At 37.8% G+C, this 21,952-nt stretch carries 21 protein-coding genes and 1 pseudogene; 9 read left to right on the top strand and 13 right to left on the bottom strand.

What is annotated here, in order from left to right:
* A pseudogene (locus tag O970_RS07760) lies at positions 1 to 566 on the bottom strand (protease SohB); the annotation flags it as partial.
* A 140-nt stretch (positions 567 to 706) separates the two neighbouring features.
* Between O970_RS07760 and O970_RS07755 the strand changes: the two are divergent.
* Both O970_RS07755 and O970_RS07750 read left to right on the top strand, forming a co-directional pair.
* A complete protein-coding gene (locus O970_RS07755) occupies positions 707 to 2,416 on the top strand; it encodes a formate--tetrahydrofolate ligase (RefSeq protein WP_024496548.1) in 1,710 nt (569 codons plus the stop codon).
* Positions 2,416 to 2,814: an RnfABCDGE type electron transport complex subunit B gene (locus tag O970_RS07750; protein WP_024496547.1), complete on the top strand. Its 399-nt coding sequence runs from the start codon at positions 2,416 to 2,418 to the stop codon at positions 2,812 to 2,814. The genes O970_RS07755 and O970_RS07750 overlap by 1 nt, the downstream gene beginning before the upstream one ends.
* A 264-nt stretch (positions 2,815 to 3,078) precedes the next feature.
* Here O970_RS07750 and O970_RS07745 read toward each other — a convergent pair whose 3' ends face one another.
* The 3 genes from O970_RS07745 to hemE all read right to left on the bottom strand — a co-directional run bounded on the left by O970_RS07745 (position 3,079) and on the right by hemE (position 5,198).
* On the bottom strand, positions 3,079 to 3,351 hold the full coding sequence (locus O970_RS07745; RefSeq protein ID WP_024496546.1) for an HU family DNA-binding protein: 273 nt from the start codon (positions 3,349 to 3,351) through the stop codon (positions 3,079 to 3,081).
* Between the two features lie 168 nt (positions 3,352 to 3,519).
* A complete protein-coding gene (locus O970_RS07740; protein ID WP_024496545.1) occupies positions 3,520 to 4,110 on the bottom strand; it encodes a YjaG family protein in 591 nt (196 codons plus the stop codon).
* On the bottom strand, positions 4,107 to 5,198 hold the full coding sequence (gene hemE, locus O970_RS07735; protein WP_024496544.1) for a uroporphyrinogen decarboxylase: 1,092 nt from the start codon (positions 5,196 to 5,198) through the stop codon (positions 4,107 to 4,109). The genes O970_RS07740 and hemE overlap by 4 nt, the downstream gene beginning before the upstream one ends.
* A 485-nt stretch (positions 5,199 to 5,683) precedes the next feature.
* Here hemE and glmU point away from each other — a divergent pair, with 485 nt between their 5' ends.
* Both glmU and argA read left to right on the top strand, forming a co-directional pair.
* The gene (gene glmU, locus O970_RS07730) at positions 5,684 to 7,048 is read left to right on the top strand and encodes a bifunctional UDP-N-acetylglucosamine diphosphorylase/glucosamine-1-phosphate N-acetyltransferase GlmU (RefSeq protein ID WP_036563044.1); all 1,365 of its coding nucleotides are present in this window, start codon (positions 5,684 to 5,686) and stop codon (positions 7,046 to 7,048) included.
* Positions 7,049 to 7,350: 302 nt separating this feature from the next.
* The gene (gene argA, locus O970_RS07725; protein WP_024496542.1) at positions 7,351 to 8,688 is read left to right on the top strand and encodes an amino-acid N-acetyltransferase; all 1,338 of its coding nucleotides are present in this window, start codon (positions 7,351 to 7,353) and stop codon (positions 8,686 to 8,688) included.
* Here the strand turns inward: argA and mutH are convergent.
* Entirely contained in the window at positions 8,672 to 9,364 is a 693-nt protein-coding gene (mutH, locus tag O970_RS07720) for a DNA mismatch repair endonuclease MutH (RefSeq protein ID WP_024496541.1), read from the bottom strand. The genes argA and mutH overlap by 17 nt on opposite strands.
* A 120-nt stretch (positions 9,365 to 9,484) precedes the next feature.
* Here mutH and O970_RS07715 point away from each other — a divergent pair, with 120 nt between their 5' ends.
* The gene (locus tag O970_RS07715) at positions 9,485 to 10,270 is read left to right on the top strand and encodes a TerC family protein (RefSeq protein WP_024496540.1); all 786 of its coding nucleotides are present in this window, start codon (positions 9,485 to 9,487) and stop codon (positions 10,268 to 10,270) included.
* Positions 10,271 to 10,358: 88 nt separating this feature from the next.
* Here O970_RS07715 and O970_RS07710 read toward each other — a convergent pair whose 3' ends face one another.
* The 5 genes from O970_RS07710 to glnA form a co-directional block, all read right to left on the bottom strand.
* The gene (locus O970_RS07710; RefSeq protein WP_024496539.1) at positions 10,359 to 10,907 is read right to left on the bottom strand and encodes an NADPH-dependent FMN reductase; all 549 of its coding nucleotides are present in this window, start codon (positions 10,905 to 10,907) and stop codon (positions 10,359 to 10,361) included.
* Positions 10,908 to 10,996: 89 nt separating this feature from the next.
* Positions 10,997 to 11,521, bottom strand: coding sequence for a Dps family protein (locus O970_RS07705; protein ID WP_024496538.1), 525 nt, complete (start codon positions 11,519 to 11,521; stop codon positions 10,997 to 10,999).
* A gap of 453 nt (positions 11,522 to 11,974) precedes the next feature.
* Entirely contained in the window at positions 11,975 to 13,519 is a 1,545-nt protein-coding gene (gene glnG, locus O970_RS07700) for a nitrogen regulation protein NR(I) (protein WP_024496537.1), read from the bottom strand.
* A gap of 9 nt (positions 13,520 to 13,528) precedes the next feature.
* A complete protein-coding gene (gene glnL / locus O970_RS07695) occupies positions 13,529 to 14,578 on the bottom strand; it encodes a nitrogen regulation protein NR(II) (RefSeq protein WP_024496536.1) in 1,050 nt (349 codons plus the stop codon).
* 69 nt (positions 14,579 to 14,647) lie between these two features.
* Positions 14,648 to 16,057 (bottom strand): glutamate--ammonia ligase, encoded by a 1,410-nt coding sequence (glnA, locus tag O970_RS07690; RefSeq protein ID WP_024496535.1) that lies wholly within the window; start codon positions 16,055 to 16,057, stop codon positions 14,648 to 14,650.
* 490 nt (positions 16,058 to 16,547) lie between these two features.
* On the opposite strand from glnA, the gene O970_RS07685 reads away from it, so the two are divergent.
* From O970_RS07685 to gpsA, 3 genes are read left to right on the top strand one after another with little or no spacing between them, the layout of a single operon-like run.
* Positions 16,548 to 16,982, top strand: a complete 435-nt coding sequence (locus tag O970_RS07685) for a rhodanese-like domain-containing protein (protein WP_051318616.1) — start codon at positions 16,548 to 16,550, stop codon at positions 16,980 to 16,982.
* A 20-nt stretch (positions 16,983 to 17,002) separates the two neighbouring features.
* The gene (gene secB, locus O970_RS07680; RefSeq protein ID WP_024496533.1) at positions 17,003 to 17,488 is read left to right on the top strand and encodes a protein-export chaperone SecB; all 486 of its coding nucleotides are present in this window, start codon (positions 17,003 to 17,005) and stop codon (positions 17,486 to 17,488) included.
* A gap of 7 nt (positions 17,489 to 17,495) precedes the next feature.
* Positions 17,496 to 18,515, top strand: a complete 1,020-nt coding sequence (gene gpsA, locus O970_RS07675; protein WP_024496532.1) for an NAD(P)H-dependent glycerol-3-phosphate dehydrogenase — start codon at positions 17,496 to 17,498, stop codon at positions 18,513 to 18,515.
* Between the two features lie 236 nt (positions 18,516 to 18,751).
* Here the strand turns inward: gpsA and slmA are convergent, their stop codons facing one another.
* Genes slmA through coaBC form a run of 3 tightly spaced genes read right to left on the bottom strand, consistent with a single transcriptional unit; the run spans position 18,752 to position 21,021 of the window.
* Complete coding sequence (gene slmA / locus O970_RS07670; RefSeq protein ID WP_024496531.1) at positions 18,752 to 19,339, bottom strand: nucleoid occlusion factor SlmA; 588 nt, start codon at positions 19,337 to 19,339, stop codon at positions 18,752 to 18,754.
* A 25-nt stretch (positions 19,340 to 19,364) separates the two neighbouring features.
* Entirely contained in the window at positions 19,365 to 19,823 is a 459-nt protein-coding gene (gene dut / locus O970_RS07665) for a dUTP diphosphatase (protein WP_024496530.1), read from the bottom strand.
* Complete coding sequence (gene coaBC / locus O970_RS07660; RefSeq protein ID WP_024496529.1) at positions 19,807 to 21,021, bottom strand: bifunctional phosphopantothenoylcysteine decarboxylase/phosphopantothenate--cysteine ligase CoaBC; 1,215 nt, start codon at positions 21,019 to 21,021, stop codon at positions 19,807 to 19,809. The genes dut and coaBC overlap by 17 nt, the downstream gene beginning before the upstream one ends.
* A gap of 219 nt (positions 21,022 to 21,240) precedes the next feature.
* Here coaBC and radC point away from each other — a divergent pair, with 219 nt between their 5' ends.
* On the top strand, positions 21,241 to 21,912 hold the full coding sequence (radC, locus tag O970_RS07655) for a RadC family protein (protein ID WP_024496528.1): 672 nt from the start codon (positions 21,241 to 21,243) through the stop codon (positions 21,910 to 21,912).
* Positions 21,913 to 21,952: the final 40 nt, after the last annotated feature.

The raw sequence follows: 21,952 nt of genomic DNA, 5'->3' as shown, positions 1-21,952 counted from the left end.
CCGCCGCTCGCTGCCACTTTATCCACGACCGCTGTAAACGCTATATTGCGTTGTCTAAAGCGCATTAACTGTGAGGCAGCTAATCCATAACCGTGTACGACACCGCCTGGGCTTTCGAGTTTGATCAACACTTTATCTTGTGGCTGAATAATCGAGAGAACCGCGGTGACTTCGTGTCGTAAATCCTCAACTTCATGCGCATCAACACTGCCATTAAAAGCAAGGACATATAATTTTGCTTTTTCATTGGCGCTGTCTGGTTGGCTATCCTCTGCGGTTTCTGCCGATTTTTTATTTTGTTTACGCTGCTGTTTAGCCTGTTTGCGAGCTAATTTTTCTCGTTTTTGTTCAGCTTTTTGCCACGCTTTCGCCTGTTCTTGCTCCATGGAGTGAGATAACATGGTTTCTTTGATTTTTTTGTAGTTATCACTTAAGTCTTCAATAACTAAACCGCCTGCGGGCGCTTTTTTGCGTTGACTAAAAATAAATATCAGTAGTACCAATAGTGCCATAAGAATAGTGAGGCTTTTTGCTAAGAAAAGTAAATATTCAAAAAATAAATTCATTTTACCGCCTTTATATGTTGGTTTTAGATCTGTTTTATAATAACAGATAACCCATGCGTTTTGTGTTATATTAATCAGTTGCCAGTGTAACTATGCTTTTTATAAATAATAATCTATATTCGATTTTAGGAGTGTCTATTATGTCTACTCACGCCATACCATTACGACCAATCACAGAAATTGCCAAGCAATGTGGGATCGATCCAAAATGTGTGATCAATTATGGACAAGACGTTGCAAAGATTGATCTTAACCTAATCAAAAAAGGAACGCCAAAGGGTAAGTTAGTGTTAGTCTCTGCGATTACGCCAACCCCCTTAGGTGAAGGCAAAACGGTGACGACCATCGGGTTAAGCCAAGGTCTTAACTATATGGGTCACTCTGCTATCGCTTGTATTCGTCAACCTAGCCTTGGTCCTGTATTTGGGGTGAAAGGCGGGGCGGCTGGTGGCGGTAAAGCGGAAGTGTTACCGATGGAAAAACTGAATTTACATTTAACAGGGGATATTCATGCCATTACCGCCGCCCATGATCTGGCGTCGGCAGCGTTGGATGCGCGTTTATATCACGAACAACAGTTAGGTGATAAATTTACTGAGCAGACGGGTTTACCACGTTTAGATATCGATAAACAGCGTATTGTCTGGAAACGGGTCCTTGATCATAACGATCGCGCACTACGTCGAATTACCGTCGGTTTAGGTGGCGGTGTTAATGGTGTTGAACGTGAAGATGGTTTTGAAATCTCCGCGGCTTCGGAGTTAATGGCTATTTTAGCTTTGGCCACAGATTTACAAGATATGCGTCAACGTATTGGTCGCATTATTCTTGCTTATAATACCCACGGTGAGCCTATTACCGCTGAACACTTGCAAGTTGCTGGGGCAATGACCGTATTATTAAAAGAAGCTATCAATCCAAATTTAATGCAGACTGCTGAGCATACTCCGGTATTAATTCATGCTGGACCTTTTGCAAATATTGCGCACGGTAATTCATCGGTTATCGCTGATGTCGTTGGTCTACAGGTAGCAGATTATGTGGTTACCGAGGCCGGTTTTGGTTCTGATATGGGCATGGAAAAATTCTTTAACATTAAATATCGACAAACTGGTGTAGCCCCTTCTTGCGTAGTATTAGTGGCAACGGTGCGTAGTTTAAAATCCAATAGTGGTAAATTTAATATTAAGCCGGGGCAACCTTTACCAAAAGAGGTCACGGAATCAAATTTACCTTTATTAGCGATTGGTAGTGCTAATTTGGGTTGGCATATCCAGAATGCTAAAAGTTATGGCTTGCCTGTGATTGTTGCGATTAATCGCTTTCCTTATGATCATCAAGACGAATTAGATTTTGTTAAGCAGTATGCGTTGGAAAATGGCGCGTTTGCTTGTGAAGTCAGTGAGGCTTTTGCTAAAGGCGGAGAAGGCACTCAAGCCTTGGCTGAGCATGTTGTTAATGCTTGCCAACAACCAAGTCAAGTTGTATTACCTTATACTAATGACATGCCATTGATGGATAAAATTCAAGTGATGGCAAAAAAATATGGTGCAAACCAAGCGGTATTATCGGAGCAAGCGTTAAAAGATATAGAAGCGCTTGCCAAGATAAAGCTCGATCATTTGCCTCTTTGTATGGTAAAAACGCCGATGTCCATTAGCGCCGATGCGAATCTTAAAAATGTACCCACCAATTTTGATATTGATATCACTCATTTACAGGTTTCAGCAGGTGCTGGCTTTATTCGCGTTTATGCGGGTAATGTGATGACGATGCCAGGATTAGGAACATTACCGGCATACCGTCATATTGATATTGATGCGGATGGAAATATTATTGGATTAAGTTAATGTCAGATTTAGTATTAAAAGCCTTAATTGATGAATACAACTGTATTGGTTGTAGTAAATGTGTTCGAGTTTGTCCAACTGATGCGATTGTTGGGGCGAAAAAGGTGTTGCATACCGTCTTACCCGCGCTATGTACTAGCTGTGGTGATTGTATGCAAGCTTGTCCAACCAATTGTATTACTTTAGCAACCCGCGGGGATCCGTTGCCGTTAATTGAGGAAATCCGATTATCAGAACGTAAAACGTTACGCCAACAAGCTCATCATGTGGTGAATATTTTTAGCCCAGCACCCGTGTCAACGTCACCTAGTGCTTCCCTTGATGAACGGAAACGTAGTGTTGCTGATGCTATTGCACGTGCTAGAGCGCGTAAACAAGCACAACAACTAAAAGAGTAATGTATGTTTTATAGTGATTGTGCTATTGGTAGCCTAGCTATGGTCTCATTACGTTGAGTTAATATAAGTAATGGAGTTGGTGTTATTAAACCTTTTATTGGCAGCATAACGCGTTACAACGTTTATCAAGCTAATGAGATGTCGTCATACAGAGCGAGGATAAGTTTTGTTGATGTACGATTTAAATCGTGATGTGATTGGTGAATAGTAAAAAATATAAAACCCTGTTAATACAGGGTCTTATATTTTTAATAGAAAATTCAATTATTTAATAGAATCTTTTAAACCTTTACCTGCTACGAATGCGGGTACTTTGGTTGCTTCAATTTTGATCTCTTTACCTGTTTTCGGGTTACGACCAGTACGCGCTTTACGGTCATTAACTTTGAAAGTACCAAAACCGACTAATTGTACTGATTCACCTTTTTGTAGAGATTCAGTTATCGCGGCTAAGGTCGCTTCCAATGCTGTTTTAGCTGCCACTTTTGTAATATCTGCTTTGCTTGCAATCGCATCTACAAGTTCAGTCTTGTTCATTTGATCTATCCTTACAGTAAGTATTAAATATTAAAACCGGAAAGCTAAGCGATATTAGTCACTTACCCCTCCCGAGAACCGCCTTTAAGGCTTATAAATGTAGACTATATTTGATCAAGATTAAAGTAAAATTTAAGTAAAATAGAAAAATAAAGTGTATTAATTTATTTAATAGTCCAAAAAAACACCTATATTACTGGTTTTTGCGTCGCGTATTTCTTGTCTTAACCCTTTAATAAGGCCAATATCAGGCTCAGGCACGGATTTTAATAGTCGATAAATTTGCCAATGTAGGTCTAATTCATCAATAATCATTGGTAAAGATTTTAACGTTTCTTCACTCATTGGCTGTTGGGCTTGTGACATTTCCAACGTTGCGATAGTCGTTAACGATATATTGCTGACTTTAACCGCATGTTCCGCTGTATCGGTGGTGAGTTGTGCATGTAATAATTCCCCTAATGCACGACAAGCATCAACCGCGGGATAGACGCTATAGCAATCATATTGCTCAATTTCAGGAATAATAGATTCTAGCTTATCGAGTTGACTCTCAAAATTGATTTTAGCGCTTTTGACAGATAATGTTTCCCAAACTAAATCAAGTAATTGTTTATATTTAGCCGCATCACCAAATTGGGTTTGTTGACAGAAAAACGCATAATTAGGGTACATCCGTTCGCAAAGACATGCCATAAAGGTATGATGTTGCCAGTTGCTGAGTTTTTCTAATCTGAGTTGAATTGGGTTTTTGATCATGATTGATGATACCTTTTTGACTTTTGTTGAACCGTATCAACAAGATGTTTGACATGCTCAATCGGAGCATCTTGCATAATTCCGTGTCCAAGATTAAATACATGACCACTTCCGTAACCATATTCAGCTAATACCTTATCTACCTGCTGGTCAATGACATCAGGCGTGGCATATAGGACCGCCGGATCTAAATTACCTTGTAATGCGATTGGTTTATCTACTTGCGCTAACGTGGCTCGTGCCTGAGTTAAATCGACCGTCCAATCAACACCAATCGCATCACAACCTGTTGCTGCTAGCTGCGGTAACCATAATCCGCCACCTTTAGTAAAGAGCGTGACTGGCGTATAGTCAGTAATTTGTGTTGAGTCTGGGTTACCACGCGTTAAACCATCAATAATTTGTTGCATATAAGCTAATGAAAATTGACGATAACTTTCATGACTAAGTAAACCGCCCCACGTATCAAATATCATAATAGATTGTGCACCCGCTTGAATTTGGGCATTCAGATAGAGGGTGACACTTTGTGCTAATTTAGCTAACAATTGATGTAATTGCGCTGGTTCTGCGTACATTAACTTTTTGATTTTGCTAAAGGTTTTACTACTGCCACCTTCGATCATATACGTTGCGAGTGTCCAAGGGCTACCCGAAAAACCAATTAATGGCACTTGTCCTTGTAATGCTCGACGTGTCGTCCGTATTGCATCCATGACATAAGTTAGCTCAAGCTCAGGGTCTGGAATAGGCAACGCTTGAATATCGCGCGCTGAAGTGATAGGTCGCGCAAAATGGGGGCCTTCGCCTGCGGTAAAGGTCAATCCTAATCCCATCGCATCGGGAATGGTCAATATATCGGAAAAAATAATTGCTGCATCTAAAGGGAAACGGCGTAATGGCTGTAATGTTACTTCACAAGTAAGTTCTGGATGTTGGCATAGATTCATAAAACTGCCCGCTTGAGCACGTAGTGCACGATATTCTGGTAAATAACGTCCGGCTTGTCTCATCATCCAAATCGGTGTGCGATCCACTATTTGACAGCGCAACGCGCGCAAATAACGATCGTTTTGTAACATTGTCATATTGATTTCCTAACTTTAGTCCGCTTCTCTTTCTAATTGAGCATAATTATAGTAACGATAAGGGTTATTCTCAATGACTATTTGGTGTGTATTGTCTGTTTGGATTAGCTATATTAATTGTTTACATTGGGTTTATATCATATTGATTTATTTGATGCTGTTCGCAACCAACGTAATAGTCCATTAATTATCCTCTCATTGATAAATATCTAACACTATTTTAGTCTGGAACTCGCCTTAAGCTAAAAAGTGAGTTATATAATTATGCGAGCAAAGGGGAAATGTTTCAATAACAAAGCATTGCCTAAGCAAAAATAGGGGATTGTTATGTTTTCTAATAATAAGGATAGGGTTATGAAAGTGTTTTTAAATAGATCATCCTATTTTTATTCTATTTGGCTTATAATCAATGTTTGAGTATGGTTTCTGTGGCTATGTTTGATTATAGCCTCTAACTTTATCCTTAACATTATTCAGGTTTACTTATGTCAAAATTAAGTGTCGTTATCCTCGCTGCCGGTAAAGGAACTCGTATGTATTCGCATTTACCGAAAGTATTACATCAATTAGGCGGTAAGACGTTAATCCAACATGTGATTGATACCGTTTCAACTTTATCTGTCGATAATATTTATGTCATTTATGGTCATGGTAAACAACAACTTGAACAGGCCTTAGCAGGTCAATCGGTTCAGTTAGTGTTACAAGAGCAGCAGTTAGGTACAGGTCATGCCGTGTTACAAACCGTTCCTTACTTACAAGATGATGAAGATGTTTTAATCTTATATGCCGATACACCATTGATTTCTAGCCGAACGTTAACCCAGTTAATCGCCAGTAAACCTGAGCAAGGTTTGGCATTATTAACCGTTAAATTAGCCGATCCGACGGGTTATGGGCGTATTGTTCGTCAAAATGGGGATATTATTGGTATCGTCGAACAAAAAGATGCGAGTGAAGCCCAACAATTAATTGATGAAGTGAATACAGGCATTATGTTAGTTCCTGGTAAACAGTTAAAAGCGTGGTTGGCGCGTTTAAGCAATCATAATGCGCAGAATGAGTATTATCTTACTGATATTATTGGTATGGCTCATGCAGATGGATTTAAGGTAGCAGCAAGTCATCCTTTAGCCGCCTTTGAAGCGGAAGGCGTCAATAATCGATTACAATTAGCGACACTTGAACGTTTATATCAGCAACATCAAGCACAACAGTTATTATTAGCTGGCGTCACTTTACATGATCCCGCTCGTTTCGATTTACGTGGTCAATTGGAGCATGGTAAAGATGTGAGTATTGATACCAACGTTATTATTGAGGGTCAGGTTAAATTAGGTAATCAAGTGATTATCGGCAGCGGCTGTATTTTGAAAGATTGTGTTATTGATGATGGTTGTGTGATTAGCCCTTATACGGTTGTTGAAAATGCCCATTTAGGTAAAGGTTGTACGGTTGGTCCATTTGCTCGTTTGCGTCCTGGTGCTGAATTAGCCGAAAATGCCCATGTCGGTAATTTTGTTGAGTTAAAACAGACCAAATTAGGACGGGGCTCGAAAGCGGGACATTTATCTTATTTAGGGGATAGCGATATTGGCGATAATGTGAATATTGGTGCTGGGACCATTACGTGTAATTATGATGGTGCGAATAAATTTAAAACCATTATTGAAAATGATGTATTTGTTGGCTCAGATACACAATTAGTGGCACCGGTGACGGTCGCTAAAGGCGCTACGATTGGTGCGGGTACCACAGTAACCAAAAATATTGCCGAAAATGAGCTAGTACTGAGCCGAATTAAACAACGCCATATTCAGGGCTGGCAACGTCCAACAAAAAATAAGTAGTATTAATCAATACCTGAGTGATAGTTATTCGCTTTTGATATTATAGAAATAGAATTGGAGAGAGGTGTCATTTACTTGAAATAACACCTCTCTTTTTTAATGATTAGCGGCTTATTTATATAGTTTAAATACTTAGTTATATTGCTTATTATAGTTTTTGCTAATAATCAAAGCTTATGCGTATCTTAAGCACGACACTATACTATGTAAAAAATGAATCGATTATGTATAAATCACTTGCCATTCCTTAATAAATGAATAAAAATACAATAATAATGAATATTTATTCTTTGGGTGTGATAATGAAAGTACGAACCACAGAATTAGTCGAGAGCTTGAGACATTCCGTTCCATACATTAATTCACATCATGGTAAAACATTTGTGATTTTGTTAACAGGAACGACCATTAATAGTCATAATTATGCAAATATTATTAATGATATTGGACTGTTACATAGTTTAGGTATTCAATTAGTTATCGTTTATGGCGCTAGAAATCAGATCGATGAAGCGTTAAAAGCCAACCATATTTCTCCTGTTTATCATAAAAATATTCGTATTAGTAATCAATCTACCTTGACCGTAGTAAAACAAGTTGCGGGATTATTACAGTTGGATATTACGGCTCGTTTATCCATGTGTTTAAATAATACCCCATTACAAGGTGCTCATTTAAATGTAGTTAGCGGTAACTTTATTATTGGACAACCATTAGGGGTGGATGAAGGGATTGATTATTGCCATACCGGTAAAGTGCGACGAGTTAATGTTCAGGCAATGCGAGAACAATTGGCACAACGTGCTATTGTGTTATTAGGGCCGATTGCCGCATCCGTAACTGGCGAAAATTTTAATCTTTGTTCGGAAGATATTGCTGCGGAAGTAGCAATTCAACTTAAGGCTGACAAATTAATTAGTTTTTGTGCGGAACAAGGGGCATTGGATGAAGCGGGGCATGTGATCACCGATCTTTATCCTAGTGATGCGCAACAATATATTAATTATAAACTAGCCCATAATCTACCGTTATCGAGTGAAGCCCGTTTTTTACATGCGGCAGCGGAAGTATGTCAACATGGTGTTAAACGTTGTCATTTAATTAGCTACCAAATTGATGGTTCCTTATTGCAGGAGCTTTTTTCCCGTGACGGTATCGGGACGCAAGTGGCAATGGCACACTCAGAACAGTTTAGATCCGCAACCATTGATGACATTGGGGGCATTTTGGCATTGATTCGTCCCATGGAGCAGCAAGGTATTTTAGTCCGACGTTCACGCGAACAGTTGGAAATAGAAATAGCTCAATTTATCGTGATTGAACGGGATAATATGACCATTGGTTGCGCGGCACTCTATCCTTTTAACGAAGAACGAATGGGCGAAATGGCTTGCGTTGCCATTCATCCTAATTATCGTCGTTCTTCACGTGGAGATATACTATTGCAAAAGATCATTTCACAAGCCAAGAAATTGGGACTTGAGCAACTATTTGTCTTAACTACTCGCAGTATCCATTGGTTTCAGGAGCGCGGTTTTGTCCCTGCTAATATTGATGATTTACCGATGAAGAAGAAAGTGCTGTACAATTATCAACGTAATTCGAAAATTTTGATCTTAGATATTACCGATTGGCGTTAGAGGTTAAGTGTAAAAGATGACGACGCAATATTTGTGCCGTAAATTCTTTTTTAAGATAAAAACCACGTGGCCGTGTTAAAATGAGGTTGCCATGTTCGTCGATCGCCTCGGTCAATGCTTTTCCATTGGCGGCTTTTGGGCGTATTTGTAGGTATATACCTTGTCTAGCCGTCAATTTTTCAATTTGTCCTAAGGCAATCATATCCATTAATTCACACCAGTCTTGTTCAAGTTGATGATCTTCTTCATAAGTCGGCGTCCATAGAATAGGCACGCCTACCCTTCTTTTAGCTAGGGCGATGGTTCTCGATCCTTCAACGGGGATCCATAATACTTTTTGTAATTTATAACGTACATGACTAGTTTGCCAAGTAATCCCATAATTAGAAACTAATGGCGCAATACAGACAAAGGTGGTTTCTAGCGGATAACCGTGTTCATTAACTGGAATCGTCTTTAGTTCAATACCTAAGTCTGCAAAATCTTGTTCGGGCTTACTGCCCGCTTTAGCGCCAAGATACGTTTCTAATAATAGTCCAACCCAACCTTTATCACGTTTTAAATCATTAGGAACACGAATATTTAAGCAATTAGCGATCTCTGCCAGTGTATAACCAGCGATATGATTAGCTCTAGCAAGCAGTTGTTGTTCTGTTTTAGGTGGTAAAATGTTCACTATCTTTTTATCTATCCTGAGTCTTTCTAATCTATAGAGTCAATTATATATAGGTAAATGTGATGATCCATTCGTATAATAGACATGATTTATATTGTTATATTGAAGGGATGTAATATTATGCTTGAATGGTTATCCGATCCTAACGCTTGGTTGGCGTTAATTACGTTGATTATCCTCGAAATAATTCTAGGAATTGATAATATCATATTTTTATCTTTAATCGTGGCTAAAGTTCCTAAGCACCAACAAAATATGGCGCGTAAATTAGGACTTGGTGGCGCAATGCTAATGCGGATCGCATTATTAACCTCGTTAGCGTCGATCGTTCGATTACAACATCCCTTATTTTATATTTATACCGATAAATTAAGTCTATTATCACCCGATGCTTTATCCTTAACTCACCCAGCCTCTACGTTACTACTCGCAGTATCGATGCGTGATTTAGTATTGTTTCTTGGGGGGCTATTTCTTATTTGGAAAGGAATACGTGAAGTTAAACAAATGTTTAATGTCAAAGATGAGAGTGAGCAGCAAAAGAAATCTATCTCATTATGGCACGCTATTATTGAAATTATGCTCATTGATATTGTTTTTAGCTTGGATTCAGTGATTACCGCTGTGGGCTTATCTGGACATTTATTGATTATGATCGCCGCCGTTATTATCTCTGTATTATTAATGATGTTTGCTGCTAAGCCCATTGGTGATTTTGTTGAAAATCATCCAACGATAAAAATGTTGGCATTATGTTTTTTAATTTTAGTTGGGATGGTTTTAACAACAGAAAGTTTACATATTGCAGTGCCAAAAGGTTACCTCTATTTTGCGTTGTTCTTCTCTCTGATGGTAGAAATGTTAAATTTATTAAGAAATAAAACGTTGTCAAAAACAGTTAGCTAAAAGAATGGATATAAACGCGTCAACTCATGGGTAAAATCATAGCTAAGAATTCAACTAGATTTGGTTGGATTCTTAGCTATTAAACAACTTAGCTAAATTTAGCTACTAATTCCGCATAAGCATCGATAATATGCTGTAAAAATTGCTTCGTTTTTTCAGAAATATGCCCATTTTCATCAAATGAACTGGCTATATTACCCAAGTAGGCTTCGGGTTGTTGTAACGGCTGCATATCGAGAAAAACATAGGTTTGTCGAATATGTTGATTGGCACCAAAGCCGCCAACTGCGCCTTGAGAGACCGTAATCGTCGCAACAGGTTTTTTACTCCAGACACTTTTACCATAAGGACGTGACCCAACATCGAGGGCATTTTTAATGGTCGCAGGTAAGGAACGATTGTATTCCGGTGAAACAATAATAACCCCAGCAGAATCGGCGATTTGCTGACGAAAACGACGATAAGCAGCAGGCGGATTATCGCCATCAATATCTTCATTATATAGCGGTAGATCACCAATCTCAATAATAGTTAAGTTTAAGGCATCAGGCGCAAGTTGCTGTAATACTTTTGCTACTTTAAGGTTATATGACGCTTTTCTAAGACTGCCAACCAGCACTGCAATATTTTTTTTCATGTTGTTACTCCCATACATACCATTTAGGGTAGAACAAAAAGATAAAAAGGTAACCTTTGTTACCTTTTTATCGCGATAGAGATTAATAATTAACGTCCACTAGAATCTGGTTTACGTCCTGTTTCAAATAAGAACCAAGAACGACGTTCTGTTTCGTCAATCCACTCTTCAATTAAGCTGGCGGTAGCACTATCATTATGCTCATCGCACGTATCATGCGCCGCACGTAATCGTTTTAATAACGTAATATTATCTTGGCACAGTTCCGCTACCATATCAGAAGGCTCAACATAATCTGCATTATTGTCAGTTAGGGTTTGTAGCTGTGCAATATGATGAATAGAGCGGATAGTCGTCCCGCCAACTTTACGTACACGTTCGGCAATGCCGTCAACCATATTAAAAATTTGCTCAGCATGCTCATCAAACATTAAATGGTAATCTCTAAAATGGGGACCACTTAAATGCCAATGAAAATTTTTAGTTTTTAAGTACAGGGCAAATACATCGGCTAAGATAGAATTAAGTACACCTGAAATATCTTTAGTTGCTTCAGGGGTTAAATCAGTTGAAAAGTTAAGTGGTGCCTTTTGTAATGTTTTTGCGTGAGTCATAGTGGCGCTTTTCGCGGTACTTCCTGTTGTAGAACTTTTTGCTTTAGTTGCAACTTTAGCCATCGTTTTTCTCCTTAAAACTTGATTGCCTTTTTATTAAATCGCCTTTTTATTGATTACGGTGATTAACAATGATGAGATATTGTTCAAATATCATCCAACTATTTAGCTCCCCTGTCTAGTTATATAACAAAATTTTTATTTATTGTTGCTATTTTTACAAACTATTTGAAATTAAATTATTTATGATGAATTCAGCTGAGAAAATGAGGGGATTTTTGATGTTTTACCGTGGTAATAAATGATTAAATTGATGACAATGCGCATAAGTAATACTGAACTGTGGCTTGATTTAAGCCGTCGTAATGGTTAAAAGACTTGTAACTCATATATAACAAGAGGTGATGGCGAAATAAAGATGCTATTAACTAACACCTTTATTGCACCTTTATTTTATTCGGAGGAAGGATTCTTTTGTTGCTCTTTAAGTTTGCGCGTTAGTGTATTACGCCCCCACCCCAATAATTTTGCTGCTTCCTGTTTATGTCCATGGGTAAAGTTCAGGGCACACTCAATAAGAATGCGTTCTACATCATTGACCACCGTTGATAAAATATTCTTATCACCATCACCTAACGCTTGTTCTGTGGCTAATTTTAATAAATCTTGCCATTTAGGCGGTATATTTTCTTGGTTGACTAGGTTAGTCTCCAAGCTTAATGGCTTTGATGAAACGACGGCTTCTGGGTGATGTTCACTCTTCGGTTTTGATTGATAGATTTCAGCAGGAAGATCTTGGACTTGGATCTGTTGACTGGCCGACATAACAGTCGCATAACGGCAACTATTTTCTAATTGACGTACATTACCCGGCCATGAAAAGTCACATAATAAGGCGAGCGCCTCTTGGCTAAATACCTTCGGCTCAACCCCAAGTTCCGTGGCCGTTGTCTGTAAAAAATGGACGGCTAAACTTGGAATATCTTCTGCTCGTTCGCGTAGTGGCGGTAGAACAATTCTAATGACATTTAAGCGATGGAACAGATCTTCACGAAAATGGTCTTGCTTAACACGGTTTTCTAGATTTTGGTGCGTGGCAGCAATGATTCTAACATTGACTTTAATCGGCGAGTGTCCGCCTACGCGATAAAATTGTCCATCGGCTAATACACGTAATAAGCGAGTTTGTACATCTAATGGCATATCGCCTATTTCATCCAAAAATAATGTGCCGTTATTCGCCTGTTCAAAGCGGCCTTGTCTTACTTGATTCGCGCCAGTGAATGCGCCTTTTTCATGCCCAAATAGTTCAGACTCAATTAAATCTTTGGGGATCGCGGCCATATTCAAGGCAATAAATGGTCCCTTGGTGCGCGGGCTGTGCTGGTGGAGTGCTTTCGCGACTAATTCTTTACCTGTACCTGATTCGCCATTAATTAAAACGTTAATTGAGGATTTTGATAGTCGTCCAATAATACGAAAAACCTCTTGCATTGCAGCCGCTTCACCGATAATACCAGAATGGGGAGTCGTATTGGTGGTTTGTATGGTTTTTTGCTGTTCGTGATGTTGAATTGCTCGTTTAACTAAATCAATCATTTCATCAATATCAAAGGGTTTAGGGATATAATCAAAAGCACCTTTTTGATACGCACTAACTGCGGCGTCTAAATCTGAATGTGCGGTCATAATGATCACTGGTAATGACGGCGAATCCTGTTTTATCTGTTTTAGCAAGCTAAAACCGTCGATATTCGGCATACGAATATCAGAAATTAATACCGCTGGTTTGGATTGTTTAAATGTCAGCGCTTGTAATAAATCAGCACCTTGTGCAAAACTAGTACAGGCAAAACCCGCTCGCATTAATGCACGTTCAAGTACCCAGCGTATTGAGCTATCATCATCAATAATCCAAACTTGATTAGCATGTTGATCACTGTTTTCGGGCGCGGATGTGGTTATCAAATTATCTTTAGTCGTATAATGTTTCGACATTTATTTACCTCATTGCCGAATAGGCAAATAGATTGTGAACACAGTATGACCGGGCCAACTGTTAAATTCAATTTTACCATAATGTTGATCAATTAAATGTCTAGCGATAGAAAGACCTAATCCCGATCCACTCTCACGTCCACTTACCATTGGATAAAATAAAATATCTTGTAAGGAAGCTGGAATGCCAGTACCTGTATCCTCAATATCGATTTGAGCACATAGGCGATAACGTTTTCCCTTTAACGTGACTTGAAATGCGGTACGGGTTTTAATGGTGATGGTTCCGCCTGAATCGTCTAGGGCCTGTAACGCATTACGACAAATATTTAATATAACTTGTTCAATCTGATCTGCGTCATGTTGAAATTCAGGTAAGCTAGGATCATAATCACGTATAATGTTTACATTATTATTTTTCTCAAAAGTAAGTAATTTGTATACGTTTTCTATCGCTTGATGTATATTGGCAACTTTTTGCTGAGCTACTTGTTGTGGTCCCAATAATTTATCCACTAAATGACGTAAGCGATCCGATTGTTCAATAATAATTTGAGTATATTCTTTTAGATGTTGATTTGGCAATTCATGGGCTAAAAGTTGAGCAGCACCACGAAGACCACTTAAAGGATTTTTGATTTCATGTGCCAAACCACGGACCAAGTCTCTAGCTGCTATTTGTTGTGCTTGCTGTAATTGTTCCTGACTCAATTTTTTTTGATTATCTAAGGGTGTCATTTCAAGCAAAATATTGGCTTGATTAATAGACTGGGCAGTGAGTGATACAATAAATAGTTGTTCATTAATCACTAAATTGACTTCATTATCGGTAAAACCTTGTCCTTGATTAATGGTTGCTTGCATTAACTCAACATCTAATGACAGATAGTCAAAAAGATCAACAAAATAGCTACCTTGAAATTTTCGAGAACAACGAGTTAACAATTGCTGTGCAGCGGCATTGGCATATAAGATGTGCAGCTCTTTATCAAGAATGATAATGTGCGTTAAAATTGAATTAAGGATAATGTCAGCATTTGATATTTGTTTGCTCAATATCATCTCCTTCCTTTCCTCAATGGTAAGATCCTTGACACCTTATTTTAAGGTACCAAGGATTTATCGATATTAGCAGCTATAGTATAACTCAAATTCCACTGGATGTGGTGTCATACGTACACGGTCAATTTCTTGACGTTTTAAGGCGATATAAGCATCTATGGTTTCATTGGTGAAAACATTTCCACGCGTTAAAAATTCACGATCTGTATCAAGCGCAGCTAATGCTGCTTCTAATGAATCGGCAACCGTTGGAATGGCTTTAGATTCTTCTGGCGGTAAATCATAAAGATTTTTGTCCATTGCTTCACCAGGATGAATTTTATTCATAATACCATCAAGACCAGCCATTAATTGCGCTGAGAAACCTAAATATGGATTACATACTGGATCAGGGAAACGGACTTCAATACGACGTGCTTTATGGCTAGAGACAACTGGAATACGAATAGACGCCGATCGGTTACGCGCTGAGTAAGCTAACATAACTGGCGCTTCATAACCAGGAACTAAACGTTTGTAAGAATTAGTCGCTGGATTGGTAAACGCATTGATCGCTTTTGCATGTTTGATAATACCGCCGATATAGAATAGGGCTAGTTCAGAAAGACCTGCATATTTATCACCCGCAAATAAGTTGATACCATCTTTAGCAAGCGATTGATGGCAATGCATGCCTGAACCATTATCACCAAACATCGGTTTTGGCATGAATGTCGCTGTTTTACCATAGGCATGTGCAACATTATGGACCACATATTTGTAGATTTGAACTTCATCAGCTTTAGCTGTCAAGGTATTGAATCGACAAGCAATCTCGTTTTGTCCTGCTGTTGCTACTTCATGATGGTGAGCTTCAACCACTAAGCCCAGTTGTTCCATAATTAAACACATGGTCGAACGCAGATCTTGCGATGAATCAACGGGTGGCACTGGAAAATAGCCACCTTTTACACCAGGGCGATGCCCTTTATTACCACCGTCATATTTTTTACCCGAATTCCAAGCGGCTTCGATGTCATCAATATGCACATAACTCCCTGACATTGGCGAACCAAAACGGACATCATCAAATAAAAAGAATTCTGGCTCTGGACCAAAAATAACGGTATCTGCTATACCAGTAGATCGCAAGTACTCTTCAGCACGTTTTGCTATTGAACGAGGATCACGATCATAACCTTGTAGCGTCGCTGGTTCCAGAATATCACAGCGAATATTTACCGTGGTTTCTTCATAAAAAGGATCGATGACGGCGGTAGTGATATCTGGCATTAATACCATATCTGATTCATTAATCCCTTTCCAGCCAGCAATTGATGATCCATCAAACATTTTTCCTTCTTCAAAGAAATCTTCGTCAACTTGACCTGCAGGGATGGTGATATGCTGTTCTTTACCTTTTGTATCAGTAAAACGTAAATCTATAAACTTCACGTCATTTTCTTTTATCATCGCTAAAACTTGTTGTATAGACATGTGTTTTCTCCAAAATATGGCTAAAAAGAAGATTATGATAGAACGATTGTTCCAATATATTATTAATACAAGCAAAATTAATGCCAATTTTAAACAAGTATTTTTTTATATCATTCTTTTTATATTTCCTTGTATTAATTTTTTATTTCATCTCACTATAAAGTTAGTCTGTGTTTTATTACCAACGTTTTTATGCACCAATAGTATACAAAAGCACTGTTTTAGTGCAATCAATGTAATTAATTTGAGTGGAAATTCGAATATAACTAACTACTGTCAAAATCACTATTATAATTAAGTGAATATACTTCAATTAAGTAAAAAAATAGAATTGTTTTGCTTAGCAATATTAATGTTAAGATTTAGTCTATAAACAAGTAATCAGATAAATCTGATACCGTTTAATTAATCAATGCTGTATTTCAAACTACAATATCGTTATAATCGGATGCTTAAATTGATAATACTTTTTAATTAGGTTAACAACTTTATGGAATTCATAAATGAAATAAGGCATTTTGTAGGCAATCATCCTATTTTATCAATATCTTGGGCTGTACTTTTGATCATGGTAATTAATTTAACTCTTAGAACAAAACTATCAAAAGTTAAAATTGTTACTAATGGGCAAGCAATACAGTTGATTAACAATGAAAATGCTATCGTTGTTGATGTTCGTAGTAATGATGATTTTAAACGAGGTCACATCACGGATTCCTATAATATTTTACCTATTGATATTCAAAATGGTAGTATTAAAGCAATAGAAAAATTTAAGGATAATCCTATCATTGTTGTGACTGATATCGGTGCTGCCTTAAGATCCGGTGATAAATTAATCAAGGCAGGTTTTAGCCACGTCTATACATTAACAGATGGTATTACTGGTTGGAATAGTGAAAATTTACCATTAGTCAGAAAATAAATTTTAAATAGGTTAATAACATGACAGAATCAACTCATCCACAATCAGAAAGTGTTTTTGCAATTCAGCGTATCTATGTTAAAGATATCTCCTTTGAAACGCCTAATTCTCCCCATATTTTTCCCAAAGAGTGGAAACCTGAAGTTAATTTAGAACTTAATTCATCGTCCCACCAAATTGATGAAAATATTTATGAGGTTGCATTGCGGATTACGCTGACGACGAAATCTAATGATGAAATCGCTTATATTTGCGAAGTAACACAAGCTGGTATTTTCTCAATTATTGGTTTAGAAGGAAATCAGCTTGCTCACTGTTTAGGCGCTTATTGTCCTAATATCTTATTCCCATACGCACGTGAACTGGTGGCGAGTTTAGTCAATAAGGGAACGTTCCCTGTTGTGAATCTTGAGCCGGTTAATTTTGATGCCGTTTTCATGAATTATATGCAACAGCAAGCTCAAAATAATGGTGCAGCTAACGATACCAATACCAGTATTCAATAATAAGATCATGATAGATAAACAACCAACAATTACTGTTTTAGGTGCAGGATCTTATGGCACGGCGTTAGCTATTTTATTGGCACGCAATGGGCATGAAGTGACTCTATGGGGAAACGATCAACAAAAGATAGCTCAATATCAACGTGAACGTAAAAATCAACAATTTTTGCCCGATATTGATTTTCCTGAATTACTGTCGTTAGAAAGTGATTTAGAGAAAGCAACGAAAAATGTCGAAATTTTGTTGGTTGTGGTTCCTAGCCATGTTTTTGGTGAAGTATTAACTAACATTAAGCCTTATTTGAATCAAAACAGTAAAATTGTTTGGGCAACAAAGGGGCTTGAAACGGACACGGGTCGTTTGTTACAGGATGTTGCCAGAGATATTTTGGGGGATAATGTTCCATTAGCTGTCATCTCTGGTCCTACCTTTGCCAAAGAAGTAGCCGCAGGTTTACCAACTGCTGTCACTGTAGCCTCAACCGATCCAGAATTTCTCAAACAATTACAGACTCTTTTTCATTGTAGTAAACGCTTTCGTGTCTATAGTAGTACCGATTTAGTCGGTGTACAATTAGGTGGCGCGGTTAAAAACGTTATTGCAATTGGAGCTGGTTTGTCCGATGGTCTAGGATTTGGTGCTAACTCTCGTACGGCGCTAATTACTCGTGGTTTAGCTGAGTTAATGCGACTAGGCGTAGTATTGGGTGCAGATCCTGTGACATTTATGGGAATGGCAGGTTTAGGTGACTTAGTGTTAACCTGTACGGATAACCAATCACGCAATCGACGCTTTGGTCTTTTACTGGGCCAGAATAAAAGTATTGACGAAGCACAAGCGAAGATTCAACAAGTTGTTGAAGGTTATCGTAATACCAAAGAAGTATGGTTATTAGCACAAAAATATCATGTCGAAATGCCTATTGTTGATCAAATTTACCAAATTTTATATTGTGGTAAGGATCCTCAACAAGCCGCAAGAGATTTACTCAGTCGAGAACAGAAACGTGAGTTAACGAGCGCTTAGTAAATAGCATGAAATCGATACTATAAATCTCTAGGTTATTTTTGTTTTATTTAATCGTAACAAAGATAACCTAAGTTTTTTTGTGGCGTTATTTGGGCTTGTTAGAATATCGCATCAAATTATGACACATAACCAACTAGGGATAGACAATCTATATTAATTGGTTACGGTTAATTAAAATAGCTTAAGCCGTCCTTGGCAAAATCCATCGTAAAGTAAAGTCTATTTTACGATAATTAGTAAAGCTGTTTTAGTAATAAAGACCATTTCGCTTCAAAATCAGAGGTAGGGAGATACGCAAATCCAGAGCGGACATAACGTAACATCGAACCTTCACAAAACGCACATAATTGACTAGCTAATATACGCTCATCGTAAGTAAAACTCGTTCCTTCGCGGATTTTTCTTTCCCTCAGAACTTGCCTTATATGTGTTTCAATTCGTTCAAATAATTGACTAATACGTAATTGTAATTGACGTTGTTCAAACATTAATGCATGACCAGTCATAATACGAGTTAAACCTGGATTTTTCTCACTAAATCCTAAAAGTAACGCTAAAATTAAATAGATTCGCTGTAGCGTGTCTTTTTCATCTTGTAAGATAAGGTTAATTCGGCTAAGTAAAATATGTTCAATATAATCAATCAAATTCTCAAACATATCTTTTTTACTGGGAAAATGTCGATACAACGCGGCTTCAGAAACACCAACAACGGAAGCGAGTTTCGCAGTAGTGATGCGCTGCGTACCTTGATTTGACTCAAGCATTTCTGCTAAAGCTTGAAGTATCTGTTCTTTTCTATTATTTATTTTTGTTGTCACATGTCAACCTTTTAAATTAACACAATTATTTACATCCAGAATGCCCAAAACCACCTTCACCGCGTTCAGTTGTAGTAAACTCATCAACAATATTAAATTGAGCTTGTACAACAGGTACAATCACCAACTGAGCAATTCTATCGCCAGGTTCAATAGTAAAACGCTCTTGACTACGATTCCAAATCGGTACAAAAAGTTGTCCTTGATAATCGGAGTCAATAAGACCAACCAAATTGCTTAAAACAATACCATGTTTAGAGCCTAATCCAGAACGAGGTAAAACTAAGGCCGCTAAACTTGGGTCCTCAATATACATAGCTAACCCAGTCGGCGTTAAAACAGTTTGCCCTGGCTCAATGACTTGCGTTTCTGTAAACATAGCACGCAGATCAATACCTGCTGAACCAATAGTCGCATAAGTTGGTAAAGGAAATACATTGCCTAAACGGTTATCTAATATTTTAATATCAATTTTTTTCTTCATAATGTGTCACAATTTCAATAAGTATTTTTTCAGCTAACGTTTGTTTATCCATTACTGGCAGTGTCTGTTTAAAGTCTTTGCCATAAATAGTAATCGCATTAGTATCCGTATTAAAGCCTTGTTCAGGTAAAGAGACGTCATTGGCACAAATTAAATCTAATTTTTTATTGATTAACTTTTGGTATGCATATTTTGCAACATCTTGTGTTTCCGCAGCAAATCCTACCACAAATGGGCGCTCATCTTTAGATAATCCCGCAACCGAAGCCACAATGTCTGGATTTTTTACTAATAATAATTGAATTTCATCACCCTGTTTTTTTATTTTTTGTACGGCTATATTAGCTGGACGATAATCCGCTACAGCAGCACAACCAATAAAAATATCACAATTAGCAATATTATCCATTACGGCGGCTTGCATATCTAAAGCACTAATCACATCAATACGCTTAACCCCCTTTGGTGTTGATAAAGAAACGGGGCCGGTAATTAATGTAACTTCAGCACCTAATTTCACTGCAGCTTTGGCTAAAGCAAACCCCATTTTTCCAGAACTATGGTTAGTCAAGTAACGTACAGGATCTAAGGCTTCTTGCGTTGGACCCGCGGTAATCACAATATGTATATCTTTAACGTTAGATGCGGTCGTCCACCATTGTCGAATATGCGCAACCAGTTGCGCTGGTTCAAGCATGCGTCCAAGACCAACATCACCACAGGCTTGTTCACCTTGAGCCGGTCCCCAAATCATAACATTGTCGCGAATGGCTAAATTCGCTAAATTTTGTTGCGTAATCTGGGCGTGATACATTTGCTGGTTCATTGCTGGCGCAATCGCAATAGGGGCTTCTGTCGCTAAACAAAGCGTAGTTAACAAATCATCAGCAATTCCATTGGTTAATTTGGCAATAATATTAGCCGTCGCTGGAGCTATCAATATTAAGTCCGCCCATTTTGCTAACGCTATATGACTCATCGATAGTTCAGCTTGTACATCAAACAATTGATTATTGACAGAATGACCTGAAACAGCTTGTAGGGTTAAAGGTGTGACAAATTGGCTAGCAGCTTGAGTCAACACAACCCGAACTTCTGCACCTTGTTTTTTTAACTGACGAATCAGTTCCGGACATTTGTACGCCGCAATGCCACCACAAATGCCTAGTAAGATTTTTTTACCCAATAAATGCATTATCAACTCATCAATAATAAATTATAGGCGCTCATAATAACATAGAAAATAGGGCTAAAAAACTTTTCCCTTTTTTACCTAAATAACAAAAAGGGGGGAAAATTTGAAAGATGAAATATATTTATTAAATTTTGCTTATTAAATCTAACATTAAATCTTTTAGATTTTTTCCTATTTCAATCATGAGTAAAGTTTTTATTTTGATTATTGAGGAAAATAGATATGTTAACAAACAAAAATCATCCTTTATTGCCTAGAGAAAAACTGCTTCGTTTTGGTCCACAACAGTTATCCGATGCCGAACTTTTAGCTATTTTTCTCCGCACCGGCACAAAAAAATTAAATGTATTGGCGCTTGCCAACCATTTACTCACAGAATTTGGTTCTGTTTACCAACTTATTAATGCTAGCCAAGCTGAATTTGAACGATATCACGGTTTAGGTGTAGTTAAATATACCCAATTGCAAGCAGTAATCGAACTCTCCCATCGTTATTTAAAAGAAAAAATATTAAATGAACATTTACTTACTAGCCCCGAATTAACCCATCATTTTTTAGCGAGCCGCTTAGCAAAGGAAGAAAGAGAAATTTTTTTAGTGTTATTTTTAGATAATCAGAATAGAGTTATTACCTCAGATGAGATGTTTGTCGGTACTTATAACTGTGTTGAAGTTCATCCGCGTGAAATTATTCGCCGAGCGCTAAAGTATAATGCAGCAGGCTTAATATTAGCACATAATCATCCATCAGGATTAGCCGAACCAAGCCAAGCCGATCGGAAAGTGACGAAACAAATAGAACAAGCGTGTGATTTGATCGATATTCGTGTTATTGATCATATTATTATTGGGAAAGGCGAATATGTTTCCTTTGCTGAACGCGGATGGATTTGATACTATCATGTAAACGATCAATAATAACAATTGTAACATA

The sequence above is a fragment of the Candidatus Schmidhempelia bombi str. Bimp genome, assembly GCF_000471645.3.
GTDB lineage: Bacteria > Pseudomonadota > Gammaproteobacteria > Enterobacterales > Orbaceae > Utexia > Utexia bombi.
Note: the sequence above shows the minus strand (reverse complement) of the source record. Positions and strands in the feature narration are given on the sequence as shown.

What these genes read in the sequence shown, in the direction of transcription:
- O970_RS07755 (WP_024496548.1), top strand. Translation starts at nt 707, where the DNA reads ATGTCTACTCACGCCATACCATTACGACCAATCACAGAAATTGCCAAG.
- O970_RS07750 (WP_024496547.1), top strand. Translation starts at nt 2,416, where the DNA reads ATGTCAGATTTAGTATTAAAAGCCTTAATTGATGAATACAACTGTATT.
- O970_RS07745 (WP_024496546.1), bottom strand. Translation starts at nt 3,351, where the DNA reads ATGAACAAGACTGAACTTGTAGATGCGATTGCAAGCAAAGCAGATATT.
- O970_RS07740 (WP_024496545.1), bottom strand. Translation starts at nt 4,110, where the DNA reads ATGATCAAAAACCCAATTCAACTCAGATTAGAAAAACTCAGCAACTGG.
- hemE (WP_024496544.1), bottom strand. Translation starts at nt 5,198, where the DNA reads ATGACAATGTTACAAAACGATCGTTATTTGCGCGCGTTGCGCTGTCAA.
- glmU (WP_036563044.1), top strand. Translation starts at nt 5,684, where the DNA reads ATGTCAAAATTAAGTGTCGTTATCCTCGCTGCCGGTAAAGGAACTCGT.
- argA (WP_024496542.1), top strand. Translation starts at nt 7,351, where the DNA reads ATGAAAGTACGAACCACAGAATTAGTCGAGAGCTTGAGACATTCCGTT.
- O970_RS07715 (WP_024496540.1), top strand. Translation starts at nt 9,485, where the DNA reads ATGCTTGAATGGTTATCCGATCCTAACGCTTGGTTGGCGTTAATTACG.
- O970_RS07710 (WP_024496539.1), bottom strand. Translation starts at nt 10,907, where the DNA reads ATGAAAAAAAATATTGCAGTGCTGGTTGGCAGTCTTAGAAAAGCGTCA.
- O970_RS07705 (WP_024496538.1), bottom strand. Translation starts at nt 11,521, where the DNA reads ATGACTCACGCAAAAACATTACAAAAGGCACCACTTAACTTTTCAACT.
- glnG (WP_024496537.1), bottom strand. Translation starts at nt 13,519, where the DNA reads ATGTCGAAACATTATACGACTAAAGATAATTTGATAACCACATCCGCG.
- glnA (WP_024496535.1), bottom strand. Translation starts at nt 16,057, where the DNA reads ATGTCTATACAACAAGTTTTAGCGATGATAAAAGAAAATGACGTGAAG.
- O970_RS07685 (WP_051318616.1), top strand. Translation starts at nt 16,548, where the DNA reads ATGGAATTCATAAATGAAATAAGGCATTTTGTAGGCAATCATCCTATT.
- secB (WP_024496533.1), top strand. Translation starts at nt 17,003, where the DNA reads ATGACAGAATCAACTCATCCACAATCAGAAAGTGTTTTTGCAATTCAG.
- gpsA (WP_024496532.1), top strand. Translation starts at nt 17,496, where the DNA reads ATGATAGATAAACAACCAACAATTACTGTTTTAGGTGCAGGATCTTAT.
- dut (WP_024496530.1), bottom strand. Translation starts at nt 19,823, where the DNA reads ATGAAGAAAAAAATTGATATTAAAATATTAGATAACCGTTTAGGCAAT.
- radC (WP_024496528.1), top strand. Translation starts at nt 21,241, where the DNA reads ATGTTAACAAACAAAAATCATCCTTTATTGCCTAGAGAAAAACTGCTT.